The 21,792-nt window shown below is 36.1% G+C and carries 18 protein-coding genes; 13 read left to right on the forward strand and 5 right to left on the reverse strand.

Going from position 1 to position 21,792, the window contains the following annotated elements; all coding sequences use genetic code 11:
- Positions 1–4 precede the first annotated feature (4 nt).
- The 6 genes from DCK90_RS00555 to asnB all read left to right on the forward strand — a co-directional run bounded on the left by DCK90_RS00555 (position 5) and on the right by asnB (position 6,772).
- Positions 5–1,129: a glycosyltransferase gene (locus tag DCK90_RS00555; RefSeq protein WP_108244226.1), complete on the forward strand. Its 1,125-nt coding sequence runs from the start codon at positions 5–7 to the stop codon at positions 1,127–1,129.
- Positions 1,129–1,710, forward strand: coding sequence for a serine acetyltransferase (locus tag DCK90_RS00560; protein ID WP_108244227.1), 582 nt, complete (start codon positions 1,129–1,131; stop codon positions 1,708–1,710). Before DCK90_RS00555 ends, DCK90_RS00560 begins: the two co-directional genes overlap by 1 nt.
- Before the next feature lie 91 nt (positions 1,711–1,801).
- Positions 1,802–2,797 carry an EpsG family protein gene (locus DCK90_RS00565; RefSeq protein ID WP_229418509.1) on the forward strand — a complete coding sequence of 332 codons (996 nt, stop codon included), beginning with the start codon at positions 1,802–1,804 and terminating at the stop codon, positions 2,795–2,797.
- A 1-nt stretch (position 2,798) separates the two neighbouring features.
- Complete coding sequence (locus DCK90_RS00570) at positions 2,799–3,689, forward strand: glycosyltransferase family 2 protein (RefSeq protein WP_108244229.1); 891 nt, start codon at positions 2,799–2,801, stop codon at positions 3,687–3,689.
- A gap of 8 nt (positions 3,690–3,697) precedes the next feature.
- Positions 3,698–4,864, forward strand: a complete 1,167-nt coding sequence (locus tag DCK90_RS00575) for a glycosyltransferase family 1 protein (protein WP_108244439.1) — start codon at positions 3,698–3,700, stop codon at positions 4,862–4,864.
- A 3-nt stretch (positions 4,865–4,867) separates the two neighbouring features.
- The gene (gene asnB, locus DCK90_RS00580) at positions 4,868–6,772 is read left to right on the forward strand and encodes an asparagine synthase (glutamine-hydrolyzing) (protein ID WP_108244230.1); all 1,905 of its coding nucleotides are present in this window, start codon (positions 4,868–4,870) and stop codon (positions 6,770–6,772) included.
- Here the strand turns inward: asnB and DCK90_RS00585 are convergent.
- From DCK90_RS00585 to DCK90_RS00595, 3 genes are all read right to left on the reverse strand, one after another.
- On the reverse strand, positions 6,751–7,704 hold the full coding sequence (locus DCK90_RS00585; protein ID WP_108244231.1) for an SGNH/GDSL hydrolase family protein: 954 nt from the start codon (positions 7,702–7,704) through the stop codon (positions 6,751–6,753). The genes asnB and DCK90_RS00585 overlap by 22 nt on opposite strands.
- Before the next feature lie 3 nt (positions 7,705–7,707).
- The gene (locus DCK90_RS00590; RefSeq protein WP_108244232.1) at positions 7,708–9,144 is read right to left on the reverse strand and encodes an MBOAT family O-acyltransferase; all 1,437 of its coding nucleotides are present in this window, start codon (positions 9,142–9,144) and stop codon (positions 7,708–7,710) included.
- A gap of 159 nt (positions 9,145–9,303) precedes the next feature.
- Positions 9,304–11,358 carry a right-handed parallel beta-helix repeat-containing protein gene (locus tag DCK90_RS00595; RefSeq protein ID WP_108244233.1) on the reverse strand — a complete coding sequence of 685 codons (2,055 nt, stop codon included), beginning with the start codon at positions 11,356–11,358 and terminating at the stop codon, positions 9,304–9,306.
- A 323-nt stretch (positions 11,359–11,681) separates the two neighbouring features.
- On the opposite strand from DCK90_RS00595, the gene DCK90_RS00600 reads away from it, so the two are divergent.
- From DCK90_RS00600 to DCK90_RS00625, 6 genes are all read left to right on the forward strand, one after another.
- A complete protein-coding gene (locus DCK90_RS00600) occupies positions 11,682–12,842 on the forward strand; it encodes a glycosyltransferase family 4 protein (RefSeq protein ID WP_108244234.1) in 1,161 nt (386 codons plus the stop codon).
- A 247-nt stretch (positions 12,843–13,089) separates the two neighbouring features.
- Entirely contained in the window at positions 13,090–13,692 is a 603-nt protein-coding gene (locus DCK90_RS00605) for a sugar transferase (RefSeq protein ID WP_108244235.1), read from the forward strand.
- A 39-nt stretch (positions 13,693–13,731) separates the two neighbouring features.
- Positions 13,732–14,373 carry an acetyltransferase gene (locus tag DCK90_RS00610; protein WP_108244236.1) on the forward strand — a complete coding sequence of 214 codons (642 nt, stop codon included), beginning with the start codon at positions 13,732–13,734 and terminating at the stop codon, positions 14,371–14,373.
- A gap of 27 nt (positions 14,374–14,400) precedes the next feature.
- Positions 14,401–15,054, forward strand: a complete 654-nt coding sequence (locus tag DCK90_RS00615; protein ID WP_108244237.1) for an acetyltransferase — start codon at positions 14,401–14,403, stop codon at positions 15,052–15,054.
- Positions 15,044–17,656: a GNAT family N-acetyltransferase gene (locus tag DCK90_RS00620; protein ID WP_108244238.1), complete on the forward strand. Its 2,613-nt coding sequence runs from the start codon at positions 15,044–15,046 to the stop codon at positions 17,654–17,656. The genes DCK90_RS00615 and DCK90_RS00620 overlap by 11 nt, the downstream gene beginning before the upstream one ends.
- Positions 17,657–17,675: 19 nt before the next feature.
- Positions 17,676–18,728 (forward strand): GNAT family N-acetyltransferase, encoded by a 1,053-nt coding sequence (locus DCK90_RS00625; RefSeq protein WP_108244239.1) that lies wholly within the window; start codon positions 17,676–17,678, stop codon positions 18,726–18,728.
- A 41-nt stretch (positions 18,729–18,769) separates the two neighbouring features.
- Here DCK90_RS00625 and DCK90_RS00630 read toward each other — a convergent pair whose 3' ends face one another.
- Together DCK90_RS00630 and DCK90_RS00635 are read right to left on the reverse strand one after the other, a co-directional pair.
- Positions 18,770–19,408: a sugar transferase gene (locus DCK90_RS00630; RefSeq protein ID WP_108244240.1), complete on the reverse strand. Its 639-nt coding sequence runs from the start codon at positions 19,406–19,408 to the stop codon at positions 18,770–18,772.
- Positions 19,409–19,420: 12 nt separating this feature from the next.
- Positions 19,421–20,032, reverse strand: coding sequence for a formyltransferase family protein (locus tag DCK90_RS00635; RefSeq protein ID WP_108244241.1), 612 nt, complete (start codon positions 20,030–20,032; stop codon positions 19,421–19,423).
- Between the two features lie 368 nt (positions 20,033–20,400).
- On the opposite strand from DCK90_RS00635, the gene DCK90_RS00640 reads away from it, so the two are divergent.
- Positions 20,401–21,792 carry an MBOAT family O-acyltransferase gene (locus tag DCK90_RS00640; RefSeq protein ID WP_234414538.1) on the forward strand — a complete coding sequence of 464 codons (1,392 nt, stop codon included), beginning with the start codon at positions 20,401–20,403 and terminating at the stop codon, positions 21,790–21,792.

The raw sequence follows: 21,792 nt of genomic DNA on the forward strand, positions 1-21,792 counted from the left end.
TTAGATGGAAAAACAAAAGTTAAATATTGTAATTCTAACAGACCAACTTCATAAAATTGGTGGGATTAATAGCTTAATCAACATAAAAGCGAATTATTGGTCCACCGTTAAAAAGCATAAAGTTGACATAGTCACTACAGAACAAGAAGGCAAAGCGACCTTCTACCCATTTACCGAACAAATAAGTTTGTATGATTTAGGTATTCTGTACGATAGAAATAGCAGCTACTTTGGCAAAAACAACATTGTAAAAGTTTTCAAAAACTATAGAAGGCTAAAAAAGTTGTTGAAAAATTTAAATCCCGATTTAGTTATTATAGCCAATCATATTCCTGTAACCTTCTTTTTTCCGTTTTTGAACTCAAAAGCTAAGTTTTTAAAGGAGTATCACTTTACTCAATTTTACAGGTCCAAGGTAAAACTCACTCCCTTAATCCGATTTGAAAAGTTAATTGAAAAAAAATTGGATTTTAAAGTCGTGCTTAACGAAGAAGAAAAAGGTTTCTATAATTCTGGGCGTATTGTACATATTCCCAACCCAATACCACATAGTTTTATAGAGAAACCAAGCTTTAGCATTGAAACCAGAGAAAAAACCGCCATTGCCGCAGGACGCTTTTCACCTGTAAAACGATTTGATTTACTTTTAGAAATATGGAACGAATTTAAAAAATCAGATAATGAATGGAATCTGGAAATTTATGGAGATGGAACTGATATAGACGTAGCTGAGTTAAATAGTTTGATAACCAAATACCATTTAAAAGATTCAGTACGTCTTATAAAGCCAGTTGACAATTTGATGGAAATCATGCAAAAAAAAGGACTTTACTTAATGACTTCTATCCAAGAATGTTTCCCTATGGTTCTTCTAGAATCACAATCTTCAGGATTACCTATTATTGCTTTTGATTGCCCAACCGGACCAAGGAATATCATTGAAAAAGATAAAACAGGTTGTCTTATTGAGATGGACAATAAAGTTATGTTCATAAATAAATTGCTGGAGTTAACACATGAAGATAATAAACGAGAAGAACTTGCGAGAAACGGATTCGAATCCGTACAAAAATATCTTTTAGACCCGGTGATGAAACAGTGGGATCAAAAAATTTTAAATCATTTGTAATGAGACATTTGTTTTTAAGCATATATCAACTTCTGTTTATTCCGCATGGATTGCTTTTTTCTTTCTCTGCCAATAAACACCTGATAAAGGAGGATTTATACTCTGGAGGAACAATCCCTAGCTTGAACAACAAAATATTTTTTGATTTATTAAAAAAATTAGCTAATGATAAATATTTCCGGACCTTATTTTATTTCAGAACAAGAGGACTAGCAAGTAACTTTTTGAGGATTTTTTATCCAAAGGACAATCGCTTTACTATAGATATCAACACTCAATTAGGTGGTGGCGTAATTTTGGCTCATCCTTATAGTTCCATAATAAATGCTGAAAAAATAGGCAAGAATCTTTATATAAATCAACTTGTTACTATTGGAGAGAATAACGGACTAAGACCACGAATAGGAGATAATGTAAAACTTTACACAAATTGTACAGTTATTGGAAACATCTCTATAGGCAACAATGTTATAATAGGGGCTGGTTCGGTGGTTGTCAAAGATATTCCTGATAATTGCACCGTGGTAGGTAATCCGGCTCGTGTAATTAAAATTGACAACAAAAACCAACTTGATGATTAATTTTGTCCCTATAGAGTCATATTACCCAATCTATATCAATATTTGTCTGTTTTTGGTATTGTTCACAATTCTTCATACTAGAGTTGTGCCTATGGAGAGTCCTAAAAACTTATCATTTATAAATATTTCTGGACTATTACTTCTCGCCTTCCTCGTATTATATATAGGTTTAAGGCCTATTCATCCCATTTTTGGTGATACTGTAAACTATGTTGTTACATATTCGAACTATCAGATAGGACTTCCCATAAAAAACGCGGAAGACTATGGATGGCATGTATTTATGAAAGCATTGGCACCATATATGTCAATACATGCCTTTTTTACCATAATTAGTTTCATTTATATTTTCCCACTATATAAAATTTCAACTACTTATTTTAAAGAGTACTGGTACTATGCATTCTTGATGTTCGTGGTGTCCTTTTCTTTTTGGACATATAGTGTCAATGGTATTCGAAATGGGGCTGCGTGCTCCTTGTTTTTATGGGGACTATGTTACGAAAAAAGAAAAATACTTATGGTAATGTTTTTTGGGTTTGCTCTCTTATTCCACAAAACACTTTTCCTACCTATTCTGGCTTACTTAGCCACCTATTTTTATAACAACCCAAAATTTTATTTCAAGGGATGGTTAATGTGTATTCCTCTTTCCTTGGTTCTTGGTGGGGTATGGATAAGCCTTTTTAGCAGTTTGGGATTCGCAGATGATAGACTATCTGGATATTTATCCAGTAGCTCTGAAGAAGGGACTTTTTCGGCAACTGGATTTAGATGGGATTTTTTATTTCACTCTGCTTTTGCAGTTTTTGCAGGATGGTACTTTGTTGTTAAAAGAGGATTCTCCGATGCGCTTTATAATAGGTTATTAAATACTTATCTCATTTGTAACGGGTTTTGGGTTCTTGTAATTCGTGCAAATTTTTCCAACCGTTTCGCATACCTTTCATGGTTTATGATGGCAATAGTTATCATATACCCTTTATTGAAGAAAAATTTTTTTAAAAATCAACATGCTCTTTTAGGAAATATTATACTCGCATATTTTTCGTTTACTTATCTGATGTTCTACCTTTATTACAGTTAAAATGAAAACCATAACCATATTTACCCCTACATTCAATCGTGCATATTGTCTACATCAATGCTACAACAGCTTGGTTTCACAAACTAATAAAGATTTTATTTGGTTGATTATTGATGATGGATCAACAGATAATTCCAAAGAACTCATTGCAAGTTGGATCAAAGAGAATAAGATTGAAATTAGATACCAATATCAAAGCAACCAAGGTATGCACGGTGGTCACAACACAGCCTATTCTTTGATCGAAACACCACTTAATATTTGTATTGATAGTGATGATTTCATGCCCAACAATGCTGTCGAACTAATTCTTGAAAAATGGGAGTCAATAAAAGATAAGCCTCAATTTGCCGGAATTGTCGGCCTAGATGCTGACAAAACTGGTAATATTATTGGAACTAGGTTTCCAGAACATCTGGAAGAGACTACGATTTATGACATATATAATAAACACAAGGTCAGAGGAGATAAAAAACTTGTATACAGAACAGAGATCATCAAACAATATCCTAAGTACCCTATTTATGAAGGGGAAAGGTTTGTCCCATTGGGCTATTTATACCAATTGATTGATCAAGATTACAAACTTTATCCTGTAAATGAGGTATACTGCATTGTGGAATACATGCCGGATGGATCAAGTTTAAACATGTTAAAACAATACCGTAGACATCCTAAAGGTTTTGCCTTTACAAGGATAACAGGAATGAAATATGCTAAATCATTTGGTGTCAAGTTTAAGAATGCTGTCCACTATGTTTCTTGTGCTCTCTTTACAAAAAACGCAAAATTCCTTACAGAGTCACCTAAAAAAATAACCACCATTGTTGCGATTCCCTTTGGAGTTTTGCTCAATTTGTACATACGCCTTAAAACAAAAAGCGGAATTTGAATATGGCCATGAAGAACAATAATGCAGAACAACCCATTCGTATACTCCAAGTTTTAACCATAATGAATCGTGGTGGAGCTGAGGCCATGATTATGAACTACTATAGAAATATAGATAGAAACAAGGTCCAATTCGATTTTCTATTACATAGGCAAGAAAAAGGTGCTTATGATGACGAAATAAAATCACTTGGAGGTAAAATCTATATTATGCCTAATATAAGTCCCAAGAATTATTTTTCTTATATCTCAGCTGTTCGAGCATTTTTCAAAACACATACGGAGCATCGAATAATACACTCCCATTTGAATGGATTAAGCGGTATAATTTTAAGCCAAGCTAAAAAAGAAGGTGTTCCTTTTAGAATAGCACACAGCCATACAAGTCTTTTCCATTTAAACATAAATCCTTTTTCCAAAAAAAAGGCTTCATTGGGATATGTTTTTAAGTTCTTGGTACAAAACTTATTACGTAAGTCGGTACGGAAAAATGCTAATTATTACTTTTCGTGTGGGGATAAAGCAGCTCGATGGCTTTTTGGTTTGGATAGCAAGCCTAATGTGAAAATTATAAACAATGCAATAGCCACAGACGAATTTGAATATGACCAAGAGACTTCTTCGAATTTAAGAAAAGAATTAGGTCTTCAGGGGTATAAGGTCATAGGGCATGTCGGAAATTTTGTGCCAGAAAAAAATCATGTCTTTCTATTAGATGTATTTAATGAAGTGCAGAAAAAATTACCGAAAACTAAATTAATCCTTGTTGGTGGAGGTCCAGGTCAGCAGTATTATAAAGACTTATCCGAGCAAATGGGAATTGCCGAAAATGTGATTTTTTTAGGTGTTAGAAAAGATGTTAACCATCTATTGCAAGCATTTGATGTTTTTCTATTTCCATCTACAAACGAGGGGCTGCCAGTTACCTTGATAGAGGCCCAAGCTTCTGGGCTAAAAATTATAGCTTCTGAAAACATTTCGAATGAATTAGATATCACTGGTAACATCACTTTTAAGTCCTTAGAAAGTACACCTGTAGAATGGGCAAACCAATTAATCCAAATGTTCAATTACAACCGTGTTAGCACCCACCAAAAAATAGTAGATGGGAATTATGATATCAAAAATAATGCGGCCGAGCTACAAAACTTCTATTTAACCAAAGTTAAAAACTAATATATGTGTGGTATTAATGGTATTCTCCAGGATAATCATATAGACTCATCAGTACTTACCAATAAAATTAAACTGATGAATGATCAAATCATTCATAGAGGGCCTGATGATCATGGATGCTTTACAGAGTCAACCAAGGAATTTTCAATTGCCATGGGAATGCGTAGATTGTCTATAATAGATTTAAATTCTGGACAACAACCTATTTACTCCGATGACAATAATATTGTAATTGTGTTCAATGGGGAAATCTATAACTATAAAAAACTCAGAGCCGATCTTTCTTCTAAAAATATTACATTTAATACAAAAAGTGATACCGAAGTAATATTAAAACTCTATCAATATGAGGGAGTGGAAGGGTTTAGGAAGCTTGATGGTATGTTTGGCTTTAGTATATACGACCGTATAAAAAAGAAGGTTTTTATAGGAAGGGATTTCTTTGGAGAAAAACCTCTTTATTTCACACAATACAAAAATCAATTTCTCTGGGCTTCTGAACTTAAATCAATCCTTAAAGCTATTCCAACCGTCCCCACAATAAATAAGTTGGGATTGAATCTTTTTTTTAAGTTAACATACATTCCTGCACCTTTTTCAATATATGAAGGAATACATAAATTACAACCTAACCATCTTCTCATATATGATTTAAAAAAGTCGTCTTGGAGTACTGATTCAATAAAATCAACGCAGGTAAATGAAAAAGAAGACATTTCTTTTAATTCAGCAAAATTGAAAGTGAGAGAGCTTGTAGCGGAAAGTGTCAAAAGCAGATCCGTATCAGATGTGCCTATCGGTACTTTTCTTTCAGGTGGAGTTGATTCTTCCATAGTATCCCTATGTCTCTCAAGAATATCAAACCAAAAAATCAATACTTTTTCTATAGGATTTGAAAAAAAAGGTTTTGATGAAAGAGACAAGTCTAGAACAGTTGCCAACTTGATAGATAGCAATCATCATGAATTCGTACTTAATGAAGATGATTTAAAGACTAATGTTAGCGAAATATTGGACAATTTTGATGAGCCCTTTTCGGACTCTTCATCTCTCCCAAGCTATTTGGTGGCACACCAAACCAGTAAGCACGTAAAAGTTGCTCTTACAGGCGATGGAGGGGATGAAGTTTTCGGCGGATATAATAAATATTATATTGGCAAGATTAATGAACGTTACACTCAGTTAATTCCCAATCAGTTACATAAATTAAGTAAAAGAATATTGCAGCCTTTGCTTTATTCCAAAAGTGATAAGAGAGGTATTAGATTCAAAATAAACAAGTTGTTGAATTCAATTGATTATTCAAATCAATATTATTGGGACATAATTTCCTTAGGTTTCGCAAATAATAGCTTACAGGATTACCTATTACCAAATTTTATAGAGCTAGATCCATTTGCCTATTATAAATCTTTGACCGGAGTATCAGCTCCTAATTCACTCACTGATTATAGGGAAGTGGATAGAAATATTAGCTTGGAAGGTGATATGTTAGTGAAAGTTGACCGAACAAGTATGCTAACATCTTTGGAGTGTAGAGCTCCTTTTCTGAACAAAAAGTTATGGGATTATACCAATAGCCTTCCAGAAGACTTTTTGATGAAAGGGTGGAACAAGAAATACATTCTAAAAGAAGCATTTAAAGAAGATTTTCCGGAGGACTTCCTTGATAAATCAAAATCTGGATTTGGGGTTCCCATTGGGGATTGGTTAAGATCTTCACTAAAGAAAGAATTAAAGAAATATATTGAGCCTTCCTTTTTGGAAACCCAACAAATTTTCAATACCTCCTCAATACAAAAATTGGTGAACGATCATTTAAATGGAAAAGACAATACTTTTATGGTATGGACATATTTTTGTTTCCAAAAATGGTATTGCAAAAATTATCTAGGAAGTTCATCATAATTGCTTTTCTCAAAAATATAATCCTCCAATTTTTCATTTAAAATCTGTGAAAATTCTTTGGCTCCGGAAGAATTAAGATGATCTACGTTGTAATAAAGACTTTCATCCGATATAGCATTTATGAGGTTCCAATAAGGAACATCATAAGTTGTTTGCAATTGTTGAATGTACTCTGCATTCTTTTGCATTATTTCTTGGTCTAACCTATCTGTCAATCGTCTTTGCACTGGTGGCGTAAATAATATGGGGTTGATTCCTTTATCTTTTAATTTTTGAATAAACGACTCTAAATCTGACTGGACCATTTCTCTTTCAACCGACCCGTGCACAAGATCATTGAAGTATTTAGCACGAGCATTAATAGTAGATTCCTTGAATGCACCATGCTCCATCTCCAAAAGAGGCTCCCAGCCATTTATCAACCTAATATCCTTAACATTTTTTATTCGATCCAGTAATTTAGTTTTCAACAGGGAGAATGTTATTCTGGGAGTATACCCGAACCAGAAATAAGATAATCTTTCTTTGAAATATGAGCTGTCTTCATACGGTATTCCATACGAATAATAAGACCAAACATCCCTTATCCCTTGGCTAGAAAAATAAAGGGAATGATAGTCCATGCTAATTAAAACATACTGAAGTTGAGGTAAATCATCAAGATATTTTAATGTAATTCTTTTGTCATAATAAATTGATTGGTTTAATCCTGCTAAATTGAAGGCCTTCTTTTCTATAATATCTGGAGCAACATCATTAAAAGCATGGGAATTACCTAAAATAAGAACTTGAATATTATCCTTTTTTAAGTTTAGCCCCTCTAACTTTTGAGCATAATCAGATTCATAGCTGCGCAGATAAAATTCTAGGCCCAAGGTAATCACTAAAATTGGCATGAAAAAAATAGTCAAAACTTTTAGAAACTTTTTCATATGCTAAAATTGGAAATAAATGAACTCTTGCTGCTGTCCGCCTAATAAAAAGATAGATGATATAATTAAATAGTAAATGAGAAACCTAAGTGGTCTGGGTATCCTCCAATCAGAAAAATCAAGTACTACTTCCCTATCTCTTCTGAGCCATTCAATGATAACAAAAATTATTATCAATATGATTACTTTAAGGGGCATCAATTCTGGCATCGCAAACAAGGATGGAGAAATTATTTTGAAATAAATTTGAGCGGCATGAGACATACTATCTGCTCTAAAAAAAATCCACGCTAGATTCACCATAACAAAAGTGACAAGCATTTGAAAAACTTCTCTAAGATTTGGCAAGAACTTGTCTTCCGCAACCAAATCTGTATTAATTCTATTTTTTTTCAAAACTAAAAGAGGTAAAAAGAACAATGCATTCAAAAAGCCCCAAGACATAAAAGTCCAATTAGCGCCATGCCAGAATCCGCTTAACACAAATATTACAAATGTGTTTCTTACTTTTTGCCAAAGTCCTCCCCTACTACCACCCAAAGGAATATAAACATAGTCCCTGAACCAGGTGGACAAAGAAATATGCCACCTTCTCCAAAATTCAGCTATATCTCTTGAAAAATAAGGGAATGCAAAATTACGCATCAATTTAAACCCAAATAAACGAGATGTTCCAATAGCAATATCTGAATATCCAGAAAAATCTCCATAAATCTGAAATGAAAAAAGTATTACTCCTAAAAAAATTGTACTGCCAGAATAATTCTCCGTATTACTAAATATTATGTTTACAAACGTTGCTGCATTATCGGCAATTACAACCTTTTTAAAAAGCCCCCAAAGAATTAATTTTAAACCACTGACAGCAAAGTCATAATCAAAAGTCCTTTTTTTATAAAATTGTGGTAACAAATTAGTTGCTCTTTCTATTGGACCAGCTACTAGTTGAGGAAAAAAGCTTACATAGGTAAAAAAGGAAATTGCATCTTTGGCAGGTTCAAGTTTCCTATTGTAGACGTCAATGGTATAACTTAGTGTTTGAAATGTATAAAAGCTTATACCAACAGGCAGAATAATATTGAGGGTAGCTAAATCAAAATTGTTTCCAAAAAATCGAATTGTATCATTAAAGCTCTCAATAAAAAAATTAAAGTATTTAAAGAAGCCCAATAAGCCAATATTAAGAATAAGACTTATAGCGAGCAATCTCTTTCTAAGTGGTACTTTATTTGTTTTTCCCAGATAGAATCCTATTGTATAATCAACAAAAGAACTAAATATAATAAGACCTAAAAACCTCCAATCCCACCATCCATAAAAAACATAACTTGAAGCCAATAAAAATGCATTCTGCAATTTTAATTTCTTATTGAGGAGAAACCAATAAACTATAAATACTATTGGAATAAAAACGGTAAACTCGAAAGAATTGAATAACAAGTCGAATAATTTTGGAGTTGCCTTTCAAATATAAATTGAATTTATAATTCACATAATGATTGATTCGATAAGTGATCATTATATACGACCAAAGTTGCTTATAAATTAAAAGGAGGTGCCAATGGCACCTCCTTTTAATTTATAAATCCAGTTAATTCTCTATTGACAAGTATTGTTTCCAATAGACACACTACCTGTAGATTCGTCCAGGATACAGGTATAATTGCCGGATACATCAATATTGTTGTCTCGAATAGTTGTTTCTGTCAAACCACCTTTTAAATGAATACCATTTGAATTATCAGGAGATAAGGTATTGTTTAATACATCAATATTTGAAGCATTAATAACTTGAACCATTCCATTTGAAATATTGTTACTATAAGTCACTCCTGAAGAGCTAGAGATAACAGAGGTTGCGCTACTTGCGAAATTATTTCCAATCACTTGCACAGAATTATCTAATCCTGCATCTCTATTTAACTGGACAAAATAAATGGCATTATTTCTAACATCAATGTCGTTGTTTTGTATAACGACATTGTTTGCAGTGGTGATTTGTCCTGATATACCTCGTCCGCTGGTGGTATTAGTAATCCTATTTTCACTTATAAAAATATCTTCAGCATCTTTTATTTGAATACCTGAATTACAATCATTTATGATGTTACCCGTAACCTCTATATCTTTATAATATGTTGCAATGGCTAATCCATAACCCTCAATTGTATTACCAGACACTGAATTATTAAATACAGTCTCTCCTGGTCCACCGACAATAATTGCAGGTTTACCAGCAGAAACATTACTTGCTGTAAATTTATTGTTTCTGATTTGTGTATCTGAAGCTAAAGAAAAGGAGGCGCTGGTCTCAAAGTCATTGTTTTCAATTACGATTCTTTGACCAATAAAAACGATTATCGAGCCTTCCCTACTACCCCTTTCAACATTATTTCTTATTGTAACATCATGAACCTTTTGATATTCAACTAATTCATTGGATGAATTTCTTGTTCTTACAGGCTCAAGATTAATTGCAAAACCTACTACTCCTCCATCAGAATTTGAGGAAGGCTGAGCATTATTTAAGAAGGTATTCGAATTTATATCTATGTTATTACCGTCTGTCAATGCAATACTCATCATTCTATTGGAATCGAAAACACAATTTCTGACCACAACATTGTTAGTTGGGTCATAGTTGGAATCAAATGTATGTCCAACTGAATTTATGTTTAGTCCTCCTAATGATCCTTTTGTAAACTTTATACCGTCTAAAACAATATTCTTACCAGACCGAATCGTCATTAAATGGGCTCCCTCTTCTGCGTTTTCCCTAGAATAAGAACGATTATCCCTATCTCCAACTAAAATACCTCCCCGAATGGTAACATTATCGACCTCTCTAACACCGATTAAAGCTGCTGAAGTAGTACCTATTGTTGGAAAGACTCTCAAAAAGGTATTATTAGTCATTGACAAAGTAAAATCTGAAGGTAGGTTTACTGCCTCTAAACTTGGATAAAAATTCTGATTTGTTGTGGTAGAAGTAACCTTGGTAACCTCAAAATAGGCATCAAATTCATCAGTTTGAAAGGTAGTAGCCCCTAACTCTTTTACATAAAACATTAATCCTTCAAAATTGGTATTGTTCTTCAAGGCGCGATCAGAATTTACTTGTCCTTGAACAATATCCCATCGCTCTGGATAAAACTGAAAAATTGGGTCATCCAATTTAACATCACCTTCAATGGTCAAATCCTTATTAAGCAAGTCACCATCAATTGTACCCTGAGCGGAAAAGTTCAACGTTCCGTTTATAATTTCACCACCTGCGAAAACAAAAGTGACTCCGGAAGGTACCGTTATGGTTTGTCCTCCCAAGTCCATGCGACAGGCTATTTCCAATGTCGAGTTGCTTTCAATACCATCCAATGTATAATCACATGGGGTATTATCTATCTTGAGTCCCTCTGAGGAATCAAAATCAGGGCCATTGTCCGTTTCTCCCAAATCTGGAGTATCTTGGTCATTGGAATCATCGGGATTTCCATCAGAATCTCCATCCGAACCATCAACGGTTTCCTCATCAGGGTCTTCCAAACCAACTAAGTCTATAAGGTCTTCATCTTGCGAACAAGAGATAAATGAGGCTTGAATTAAGCAAAGAAAAATTACCGAAAAGAAAAGTAATTTTGGGGTGTTCTTTTGCATCTGTTACTTTTTAATTTACAAATTTGTTCTTTTAAGTTCAAAAAACGACAAAATGTGTCTTTTTTTCGACGAAATACACCAGCACTTACGTTCAATACCAAACAATTAGATGTTCAACCTATCGATTTTAACAAAAAAATCGATGAAATACATCTTCTTTGCTATTTTTCAGGTTAGCCCCCATTCACTTTATCTATAATTTATCACATTAAATCTAAAAGTAATTTTTATTTAACCCTTTTCAAGTTATATGGAATTATATTTGACTCCCTGAAAAGTCCCCTTATTTTAAATTAATTGCCACCTAACCCATTACCTATTCCATGAAACAAAAATTAATAAGGATAACTACAGTACCAATTTCACTCGGGGGACTGTTGCAGGGACAATCTAAATTTATGAGTCAGTTCTATGAGGTTGTGGGTATCTCATCGGATAGGGAAAACTTGGAAAAAGTGGGGGTCAAAGAAGAAATAAGAGTGATTCCCGTAAATCTTACAAGAAAAATTACCCCTTTTCAAGATTTACAGGCTTTAATAAAGCTTTACAAAATCCTAAAAAAAGAAAAACCGTTCATTGTCCACTCCCATACACCAAAGGCAGGGACAATAGGCATGATGGCCGCGCGCTTCGCCGGCGTTCCACACAGATTACACACTATTGCCGGGCTACCCCTTGTGGAAGCTACCGGACCAAAAAGAGTTTTGTTGAATGCCGTAGAAAAATTGACCTATTTCTGCGCAACTAAAGTATATCCAAATTCGGTGGGACTACAGGAAATTGTATTGGACCACAAGTTCACGGATGCAAAAAAATTAAAGGTGATCGGCCATGGCAGCTCCAATGGTATAGATACCTCCTATTTTGACCCAAGCTTATATTCCAATGCATCAAAACTTGAGCTTCGCAAAAAGCTAAAGCTCGCCGATGATGACTATGTGTTTGTATTTGTTGGCCGATTGGTTGGGGACAAAGGAATCAATGAACTTATTGCCGCATTTAAAAAAATCTTGGAGGAGCATACCAATGTACAACTATTGTTGGTGGGCAACCCAGAAGAAGAACTTGACCCCATGCTGCCCGAAACAGAAGAATTTATCTTCAAGTCCGATAAAGTAATAGCCACGGGTTGGGCAGATGATGTGCGCCCTTATTTTGCCATCAGTGATTGTTTGACGTTTCCCAGCTATCGTGAAGGTTTTCCCAATGTGGTAATGCAATCCGGGGCAATGGGGCTTTATAGTATCGTCAGCGATATTAATGGTTGCAATGAGATTGTGGAAGATGGAATCAACGGAACCATCATACCTACTAAAAATACCGAGGCGCTATACACCGCTATGAAAAACGCGTTGGAGAACAAAGAGAAGTTTGCCGCAGAAAAAGGTATTTATCGGGAAATGATCAAAAAGAGGTATGAAAGGTCCTTTATTTGGAACGAAATTTTAAAAGAATATCAAGAGCTGGAAGGTACCAAAGATTGATTCAAAACATACAGTTTACCCAAAGCTACGCTCCAATATCTAAAGGATTCTGTAAAGTTCAATACTAAATGGAATTGAAGCCAAACTCTTCTTTTAATCTAGAACTTTTACAATTCGTCTAAAATATCATTTCCTTAAACCATTAATCAATGCATTTTGCCAATGTTGCCCTAATTTTAAAGTGTATTAGTGCTTTTTGTTTGTACTAAATAGAATATTATCCCTAAATCCCTGTTTAACCTCATATATGTACAGCGTTTTTATAAAACCGATCATAGATTTTCTCATTGCATTAGTTCTACTGGTGCTCCTGTCGCCATTATTGTTGGTCCTGATACTTTTACTATTGGTCGTTAACCATGGTAAACCATTCTTTTTGCAGCCTCGACCTGGAAAAAATGGTAAAGTTTTCAGAATCATTAAATTCAAGACCATGCGCGATTTTAAACCTGGTTCATCAATCGATATCCATAGCCCCAAGCGAGTAACACCTATAGGTGGGTTTGTGCGCAAATACTCTCTGGACGAGCTCCTGCAATTGGTAAATGTGCTTAAGGGCGATATGTCCCTTGTAGGCCCAAGGCCTTTATTGGTAGAATACCTGCCGCTTTATAATGAAGAACAGCGCAAACGGCACAATGTAAGACCTGGAATAACAGGGTGGGCCCAAATAAATGGCAGAAATACAATCGACTGGAATCAAAAATTCAAGTTGGACGTTTGGTATGTTGAAAACATTTCTGCAATGTTGGACCTGAAAATTATCTATAAAACATTTATAAAAGTGATCAAGAAAAGTGACATCAATCAAAATGAAAACAAAACAATGCCCCAATGGGCCGGTAATTGACCGATCTATATAAATTAATTTCCCTGAACACTACACAACATGAAAAAAGTAAGAATCTATGGAGCAGGCGGACACTCTCAGGTTATTCGAAAAGTTCTCGAATTAAACGACATCGTCGTTACAGACACTTATGATGACAAGCCGTCAACAGTTCACAGTGCTTATCAAAATACAAATATTGAAACTGGGGCGAGGGATGGAAAGGATGCATTCCCCCACGAAGGAGATCCGGTAATCATAGCTGTTGGCAATAATTTACAACGAGCGGAAATTGCTGAATTTTTGAAAAGTACGTTTGAGAAAGCTATTCATCCATCATCAATAATTGCCGAAAGTGCAATAGTTGGAGAAGGAACAGTTGTTTTTGCCGGCGCAATCATACAACCGAACACTACGGTAGGCAAACATGTCATCGTAAATACGGCAGCAAGTATAGATCACGATAATAGTATTGGTGACTATGCCCATATTTCCCCAAAAGCTGCACTTTGCGGACATGTGGAGGTTGGTGAAGGTTCGCATGTGGGAGTAGGTGCAGTTGTGATACCAAAAATAAAAATAGGAAAGTGGTGTACCATAGGAGCAGGAACAGTGGTCATTAAAGACGTTCCGGACTACGCAACCGTGGTGGGCAACCCTGGTAGGATAATTAAAATCAATAACCCATTTGTATCGCAATAGTTTAATGGCAGTTGACATTTAAATGTAGTGAAAAGTCAAGTTAAACATATAAGGTTATATGGTGCAGGGGGGCATTCCGGCGTTATTAAGGATGTAGCCCAACTTTTAGGGTGCAATATCGTTGATGTTTTTGATGATCATCCATCCGATAGTGTGCATTGGGATTCCGATACAGTCAAGATTGGCCTTACATCTTGTAACGACTTTCCGCATGAGGGGCCACCTTTTATCATTGCAATTGGCGATAATAAAACAAGGGCGGAACTGTCCCATAAAATAAAAGCTGTTTTTAAAACATTGATACATCCATCTGCGGTTATAAGTAAAGAGAGCAGTATTGGTGACGGAACGGTGGTATATGCCGGAGTAGTAATTCAACCCAATACAACCATTGGAAAACATGTTATAGTAAATACTTCGGCAAGTATTGATCACGACAATTACATAGCTGATTTTGTACACGTAGCTCCCAAAGCTGCACTTACAGGCCATGTTGAGGTAGGAGAAGGTTCTTTCATAGGAGCCGGTGCCGTGGTAATACCAAAAATAAAAATCGGTAAATGGTGCACCATAGGTGCCGGAAGTGTAGTTATAAAGGATGTCCCGGACAATGCGGTCGTAGTTGGAAATCCTGCGAAAATTATCAGATATCAAAATTTAAACGAAAGTAATGGAAAATAAAATTCCTTTCAATCTTGCATTCATTGGTTCGGGAATTTCGTCAACTTTCACCTTGTATCATACCCTCAAGAAACTGGAGAAAAAAGAACATGGTGATACAATTCGAATTGCCGTTGTGGAAAAGTTTGAAACTTTCCATAGTGGAATTCCCTATGGTGAAAGGTCGGGAAGTACAACCTTACTGATTACCTCACTCAAAAACTTTTTGCCGGAACCCGAATTGTCAGAGTTTATAGAATGGCTCAACAAAAACAAACAACGGCTTTTGAATGAGCTTAAAGAACAGGGAGGACCATTGTCGCTGGAATGGATACAAAAACACCATTATGAACTAGAGAACAATCAATGGGAAGACCTCTTTATCCCAAGAAGGTTCTTTGGTTATTACATGGACGAAAAAATAGAGACAGTTGTACAGGCCCTAGAAAAGCAAAAAGAAGTCTCAGTTTCATATATCAGAGGTAAGGTAATCGACTTGGCACAAAATGAAGGAGCATGGGAAATCCATTTTAAGGAGCAATCCCCCATTTTTGCAGAAAAGGCCATCTTGGCCATTGGTTCTTTGCCTTCCAATTACTTGTGGAAAAGAAAGAAACGATTTAAAAAAGACAACTTCCTCTTGATCAACGACCCTTACAAACCAAGGTTATCGAAAACAATTGAAAGTATCAGGGACTTCGCTTTTCAATCCAAAGAAGCCATTAATGTTTCCATTATAGGAGCCAATGCCAGTGGTCTAGAAATGCTTTACCAGCTCAACGACCATCCGGATATCAAGGAAAGAATCAACCATTTTTACATGATATCCACTCAAGGACTCCTACCCGATTCAAAAATAGACCATACTAAGCTAAAGCAGTTTAAAACTGTCCATTTGGATGGTTTAAATAAAAAAGAATCCTTAAAGGCATCAGAAATTGCCGAAGCCGTATATCTAGATCTAGATTTAGCGGATAATATAAAATTGGGTGCTTCCAGTACTGTTGGTATTGTATCCCAAAAATTCGGAGCGCTCCTGGAAAAGCTCGACCGAGATGAGTTGGAAAGATTCGCCTGTCATTATGGGAACCAGATAGGCAGAAGACAGCGATGTGCAGGGGAACATTATGCCAACGTGGCAAGGATTCTAAAAAAGAAAAAAAAGTTTACCCACATTGCCGGTAGATTCGCGGATATAATTCCAAACCCTTCGGGATATGAGCTTGTATATACAGATCAGGACAATTTGCCTCAAACTGTTGAGAAACCAATACATATTGTTATCAATTGTATTAGTGGGATTACGCTTTCGCATCCTAATATTCCAAAATTGATAGCTAGTCTGATTTCCAAAAATAAGATTCAGGCAAATGAATCCGAGATAGGTATACGGGTGAACAACGAGTTTGAGGCCGCTGAGAACCTTCATGTCATAGGCCCTTTATTGGCTGGTAACATTATTACCGGCAAAGCAGTCTGGCATGTCGAGCATTGCGGAAGAATCATTGCCTTTTCGAAAATGCTCTCTGATTTTTTAGTTGATGACTCCCCATATAATTTCGAGCTCGACATCATTCAGTTGAACCAGCAAGAAGGCATAGACTCCTACAAGCATCTGATAAAAACAGAATGGAATAACAATCCATATTATTTATACGAATACTTGTCCCATCACAAATCGGACAACAACAAGATCATAGCGTTCAACTTTAAGGTAAACGGTGCATCAACCATAGTAATGCCTATGATATTGCGAGAAATTGAAGTTTCAGAAGAACCTTTTTATGATATCATTTCGCCCTATGGCTACAATGGACCGCTCTATGAAGAGGGTATCAATAAACAGATAATCAAAAAGTTCTGGGAACTTGTCGATGAGTGGTACTCCAAAAACAATGTGGTTTCAGAGTTCGTTCGGTTTCATTTAAATGGTAACCACCAAAATTATTCTGGTGAAACGGTATCAACATTGAACAATGTTTTTGGTCCATTGATGAACAATTTTGAAGAACAATGGGATTCCTTTGTTTCTAAAGTAAGAAACAACTATCGTAAGGCAGAAAAGGAAGACCTTACCATAAAATTTCATGAAAGAGCAGGTATTGAAGACCATCATATAGCTACATTTTACAACATTTATGTAAGTACCATGAAAAGGAATGGGGCTTCTAAAATGCTCTACTTTTCTTTGGAACATTTTGAGAACATGATTCTCAAGAACAAGGAAAATTTCACCATAGTGCTTGTCTATAAAGACGATATTGCCATATCTACAGAACTTATCATCCACCTTAACGATTGTCTGTATGCATATCTGGGTGGCACCCTGTCGGATTATTTCAATTGTCGTCCAAATGACTACTTGCGGGTAGAGGTCATCCGCTGGGGCATTGAAAAAGGAAAGAGCCATTATATTCTTGGTGGGGGCATCACCAATGGGGACGGATTGTACAAATTCAAGAAATCCCTGTTTCCAAATTCCACTGACCGTGTTTTTTATACGGGGCGGAAAATCATAAATAAAACTAAATACGATGAACTTTGTGAGTTGGTCTGTGAACCTGTGAACGAAAAAGAGACAGGTTCCTTTTTTCCGCTTTACCGGATGAAACCTTCATCATAGAGATGAACCAAGCTATTGTATGTTTAAAGTTATTACAGAGGAAAATGAATGGAACACGATAATAAGTTCTTTTGAAAAAAAGGACTTTTATCACTCCTATGATTATCACCAGGTCTGCATAAAGGACAATGAAGTGGCAAAGCTTCTTTTCTACAGTTCCGGTGATACGTCCATTGCATTCCCTTTGGTAATAAGGCCCATCAATGGCAGTGGTTTTTTTGACGCTACATCGGTATATGGATATGCTGGACCATTGATTTCCCACCTTCCCTCCCACTTCGATTTTCAAGATTGGAAAGAACAAATGCTCGGGTACTTCTTGGATGATAAGATCATCAGTATTTTTTCAAGTACAAACCCTTTTATCGATGATCAAGAACAGCTGCTTTCCCATATGGGAGAAATAGAGTCCCTTGGCGATATTGTATATTTTGACCTAAAGGAATCCACAGGACATAAAAAACAATACTCAAAGACTACAAAAAGATACATAAAGCGAAACAAAGAGCTTTTCAATATTAGAGAGGGAAATTCTGAAGATGATGCGCGTCAGTTTTTGGAAATATATTATCAAAGTATGGAACGCGTAGGAGCCAGTAGCCAGTACTATTTTAAACTTCCCTACTTCATCAAACTTTTACAGAACAACAGTTTTTTTGATGCCAGCTTTGTATTTGCAACTTCCAAAAAAAACGGAGATGTTGCCTCTGGTGCTTTTATCATCCGTACTAAAAATCACATCGTTCAATATCACTTGTCCGGTACGGTAGATGCCTACAGGCACTTATCGCCAATTCGTGGTGTTATAGACCATGTGCGGAGCAAAAACAAGTACGACAAATTCAACTTCTTTAATCTGGGAGGGGGCGTTGGCAGTAAAAATGATTCTTTATACGATTTTAAGGCTTCCTTTTCCAAGAAAAGAGCACCTTTTAAAGTTTGGAAGTATATATCCAATACCGAGGTATATGACAGGTTGTGCAAAATAGCAAAAGAAAAAGAAGGAAAAGAAAGTTTAAACACCAATTATTTTCCAGCGTACCGTACCAATTCGTATTTTGATACTCCCTAACCTCTAAAACTTACTAGAACCAAATTGGGGCAGTTACTTTTTCAGGTTGATTTCACAGCTTCTTCAAGCTGTTTCTTGCGGTGTACATCAAAGCTCTCAATAAAAGCATTGGGATCCTCAGCAACATCTTTGCCCAGCAAAGCCTTTTTAAAAGTCTGTAGCAATATTTTAGCATCCATCAAAAAGCCTATATTCTCCACATATTCCACATCTAGGTCAAACCTTTCCTCCCATGTCAAAAAATTTCTTCCGGAAATTTGTGCCAATCCTGTGATACCGGGGCGTACCAAATGTCTTTTTTTCTCCACCTCGTTATAAAAAGGCAGATAGTATGTTCTCAACGGTCTGGGTCCGACCAAGCTCATATCCCCTTTTACTATATTGATAAGTTGTGGAATCTCGTCCAAGGAGGTCTTTCTTACGAATGCGCCTACTTTGGTGATTCGTTGGTTGTCGGGCAGCAACTTTCCGGATTTATCTGTTTTGTCGTTCATAGTCTTAAACTTTAGAATATGAAAAACCCTCTCATTTTTACCGGGCCTCTCTTGAGTGAAAAAAGGAGAACCCTTAAAATCGATCCAAAGTAAAATGGTCACCAAAATAAAGATTGGCGATAACAAAATCAAACCAACCAATGCGGCGGTTAAATCAAAACACCTTTTAAAAAAATTACTGTACAACGGGATATGAGTTTAGTTGGTTGTATTATTCAAATCAAAACCTTGGTTCTGGCTTTCCATCAATCTCATAGTCTCAATGATCAATGGAAGTCCCTTGCTTGAAAACTTCGGATAAAGCGTGTCAAAAGTATCTCCCTCATCTATCCTAACAGGCTCTTGGCACAAGATGGTTCCACGATCGAACCTGTCATCTATAATATGGGTAGTGATCCCGGTTACTTTAACCCCATAATCAAGCGCATCCTGTATGGCTGTTTTGGTGGCCAAAAAACTAGGAAACAAGGATGGATGTATATTCGCTATTTTATTTGGAAATGTATCCAACATTTGCTTTCGGATCAAGTGTTCAAATCCCAGAAGGAAAATATGCGTTATATCATTTTCCAACAAAATATTGGTTATTGTCGCTTGATGATCCTTCTTATTGTCAAAATCTTTTAAAGGCATATGGACATGATTGATTCCATTCAATTTTGCCTCTTCGGCTGCCCCACAATTTTCTTGTTCATAAATGACCACCCCTATTTTATTGATTTGACCATTTTCGGCATGCCACGCAATGGCATCTTTGGCATTTTTGCCCCAAAAACTACATAAAAAGGCCCATTTGATTTTTTTATCCATATAAAGTGTTCATTAATAGCATCTACAAATAGGAAAGATATGCTCATTCTGATTGATCACTTTCCTAATTCAGTAAAAATAAATGATGCCGTTGCAATAGTATTAGCTCCAACAATCGCTAAGATAATCCCGGGCATGGCAATACTCCAAGAATTTCTGCCGAACGCCCTTATTTTACCCGTAACATGACGAACATCATTAATTAGTAAGTTCATCGATGAAACCTGTGAGATTAACTCGATCCTGTGTTGAAATGTCCAATTAATCTTACTTTTACAATGAACCGACCAATAGTTTCCCAAATACAAGGATTATCCATGCTTTTCAATTCTTTTGAGTTCCTACTTTTTTTTCCAATAGTACTTTTAATGTACTATCTGCTACCTCATAAACTACGGTGGCTGTTCTTATTGGCCTCAAGTTATTATTTCTATGCCGCATCGGAACCCTATCTGATTATCCTGTTGCTCATATCCACTCTGGTGGACTACTATTGCGGCTTAAAAATCGGCAATGTAGATCCCAGAAGGAAAAGATATTATCTATGGCTCAGTATAGTGGTCAACGTAGGTATCCTTGTTGCCTTCAAGTATTTGTTTTTCTTCATTGATTCCACAAACAGCATCTTGGAATATTTTGGGGTAGAAATTTCCTCTTCCGAACAGGTACAGTCCTACAGAATTGACCAAATCTTGTTACCGGTAGGTATCAGCTTCTATACGTTCCAGACCATGAGCTACACCATAGAGGTATACCGCGGCAATATGGAGCCCGAAAAACATCTTGGTAGATTCGCCCTTTTTGTTGCTTTCTTTCCGCAATTGGTCGCTGGCCCTATTGAAAAGGCCACTAGGCTGTTACCTCAGTTAAAAAAAACGATTTCTCCTGATATATCCCAAATCAAAAGAGGAATGATCATTATGGCATGGGGATTCTTGTTAAAGATTGTTGTGGCAGATCGTTTAGGCATTTACGTGGATGCTGTTTATGCTGATCCAGACGGCCATCAGGGACTCCCCTCTTTGTTGGCAGCTTTCTTTTTTGTTTTCCAGATATACTTTGATTTCGCTGCCTACACTTACATTGCTATAGGAGCTGCTAAGACCATGGGGATTTCATTGATCAATAATTTTAACAGACCGTTGTTCTCAATCAATATTACACAGTTCTGGCAACGCTGGCATATATCGCTGACCCAATGGATCAGGGATTATCTCTATAGTCCCTTGAGAAGAAAGGCTCATTTAAATCGGTTGGTTTCCGTACTATTGGTCTTCTTTATTATGGGACTATGGCACGGAGCCAATTGGACATTTGTGGTCTGGGGATTGCTCAATGCCTTGTTTTTGATAATAGAAGTGGCTACCAACAAATGGAGAAAAAACATTTTTGACCGTTTGCACATCCCCTCCAAGCTTAGATCCATTATGGGTTGGGCAATATCATTTACTTTAATGATGCTATCCTTGATTTTCTTTAGGTCGGCATCGATACAGGATGCAATCCACTTTATTGGCAACCTTTTTGTTGTTCCAAACTTGCACATCAATGTACTCAACAACTATCTGGAGCTCTTTTTGAGCATCCTTTTGATCGTAGGTGTACAATGGGTTCACTTTGTTAAGGGGAACAATAGAATATATGAATTGGTGGAAGGGCGGCCAATTTGGGCCCGGTGGTCCATGTACTTGGCATATATCGCCATTATTGTGATGCTCGGCATCAATAGGCAAGAGAGTTTTATTTATTTTCAATTCTGA

The sequence above is a fragment of the Muricauda brasiliensis genome (genome assembly GCF_003057865.1).
GTDB classification, from domain to species: Bacteria; Bacteroidota; Bacteroidia; order Flavobacteriales; family Flavobacteriaceae; genus Flagellimonas; species Flagellimonas chongwuensis.

Bases quoted from the DNA above. Each gene is read 5' to 3' on its own strand.
- DCK90_RS00555 (WP_108244226.1), top strand. From the start codon at position 5: ATGGAAAAACAAAAGTTAAATATTGTAATTCTAACAGACCAACTTCAT.
- DCK90_RS00560 (WP_108244227.1), top strand. From the start codon at position 1,129: ATGAGACATTTGTTTTTAAGCATATATCAACTTCTGTTTATTCCGCAT.
- DCK90_RS00565 (WP_229418509.1), top strand. From the start codon at position 1,802: ATGGAGAGTCCTAAAAACTTATCATTTATAAATATTTCTGGACTATTA.
- DCK90_RS00570 (WP_108244229.1), top strand. From the start codon at position 2,799: ATGAAAACCATAACCATATTTACCCCTACATTCAATCGTGCATATTGT.
- DCK90_RS00575 (WP_108244439.1), top strand. From the start codon at position 3,698: ATGAAGAACAATAATGCAGAACAACCCATTCGTATACTCCAAGTTTTA.
- asnB (WP_108244230.1), top strand. From the start codon at position 4,868: ATGTGTGGTATTAATGGTATTCTCCAGGATAATCATATAGACTCATCA.
- DCK90_RS00585 (WP_108244231.1), bottom strand. From the start codon at position 7,704: ATGAAAAAGTTTCTAAAAGTTTTGACTATTTTTTTCATGCCAATTTTA.
- DCK90_RS00595 (WP_108244233.1), bottom strand. From the start codon at position 11,358: ATGCAAAAGAACACCCCAAAATTACTTTTCTTTTCGGTAATTTTTCTT.
- DCK90_RS00600 (WP_108244234.1), top strand. From the start codon at position 11,682: ATGAAACAAAAATTAATAAGGATAACTACAGTACCAATTTCACTCGGG.
- DCK90_RS00605 (WP_108244235.1), top strand. From the start codon at position 13,090: ATGTACAGCGTTTTTATAAAACCGATCATAGATTTTCTCATTGCATTA.
- DCK90_RS00610 (WP_108244236.1), top strand. From the start codon at position 13,732: ATGAAAAAAGTAAGAATCTATGGAGCAGGCGGACACTCTCAGGTTATT.
- DCK90_RS00620 (WP_108244238.1), top strand. From the start codon at position 15,044: ATGGAAAATAAAATTCCTTTCAATCTTGCATTCATTGGTTCGGGAATT.
- DCK90_RS00625 (WP_108244239.1), top strand. From the start codon at position 17,676: ATGTTTAAAGTTATTACAGAGGAAAATGAATGGAACACGATAATAAGT.
- DCK90_RS00635 (WP_108244241.1), bottom strand. From the start codon at position 20,032: ATGGATAAAAAAATCAAATGGGCCTTTTTATGTAGTTTTTGGGGCAAA.
- DCK90_RS00640 (WP_234414538.1), top strand. From the start codon at position 20,401: ATGTACTATCTGCTACCTCATAAACTACGGTGGCTGTTCTTATTGGCC.